Consider the following 1,133-nt stretch of genomic DNA (forward strand, 5'->3'; position numbering starts at 1 on the left):
AATAATATTTAGAATAATGTCTTTTCTTTAGGTGCAATACAACAGGAATTCCATGGCTTACTGCTATCTCTGAAGCCTCAAGTTTGCTTCGCATTCCACCTGTTCCAAACTTTGATTTTGAACTACCTGCATATTTTAGAGCTTCGTTTATGTCTTTTATTTCTTCTATAAGTTTAGATTCTTGTTTTAATGGGTCTCCTGTATAAACCCCACCAGCAGTTGAAAGTATTATTAAAAGGTCTGCGTTTGCCAATACCGAAACGTGGGCAGCTAAAAAGTCATTATCTCCAAAAACTATTTCCTCTATAGCCACTGTATCATTTTCATTTATTATTGGAATTACATCAAGTTCAAGGAGTTTTTCAATAGTGTTTTTTGCATATACGTATCTTTTTCTTTCTTTTAGTCCTTCTGTAGTAAGAAGTATCTGTGCAATTGTTAAATTATTTTTTGAGAAAGTTTTGTCGTAAAGCTGGATTAAGTAAGCCTGTCCTATAGCTGAAATTGCCTGTTTTTCTGTTATGGTTTTTGGTTTTCTATCTATTCCAAGTTTTTTAATTCCTGCAAGTACAGCCCCTGAAGAAACTATTAAAATATCTTTTCCTTTTTCTTTTAGCTTTTTTATCTGAGATGCTAAATCTCCAATAAAATCTTTATCAATATCATTATCTTTTTCAAGAAGCTGCGAGCCTATTTTTATAACTATTCTTTTTTTATTTTTTAAGGATTTTCTCATTAAAATCCCTTCTTTGCAAAAATTAAGTATCCTGTATGGGCAACCATCCTATCTTCCGGTCTTAGTCTGTCAGGTACAGGCTTATAATGCCTTTCAAGAAGTTCAACAACCTCTAGATCTAAAAAGTTGTGTTCTTTCAAAGCAGTTAAAGTCATTGAAACCTGATTTGTAGTTGGTACTAAAAAACCTATACTTGCACCATTTTTTAATGAATTTTTAATATTTTCTATATAGAGCCACGGTTCTCTAACATCTATAAATCCAGTATCAAAAAATTCTTCAGGAAGTTTTTCTTCAAGTGAGTGATGTTTTATTTCCACATATTTATCTAAATTTGCAAGTTTTAAATTTTCATAAGCCTGTTTTATATACTCTTCTTTTCTTTCAAATGCATAAA

The 1,133-nt window shown here is 31.0% G+C and carries 1 protein-coding gene and 1 pseudogene; both read right to left on the reverse strand.

The genetic code is table 11. The features are described 5' to 3' along the window. Positions 1–736: glutamate 5-kinase (gene proB / locus HG1285_RS00490; RefSeq protein WP_008289652.1), on the reverse strand; the 736-nt coding region annotated here is incomplete at its 3' end. Then, a pseudogene (locus HG1285_RS00485) lies at positions 736–1,133 on the reverse strand (tRNA (adenine-N1)-methyltransferase); the annotation flags it as partial. The pseudogene HG1285_RS00485 and the gene proB, both read right to left, overlap by 1 nt.

The sequence above is a fragment of the Hydrogenivirga sp. 128-5-R1-1 genome, assembly GCF_000171895.1.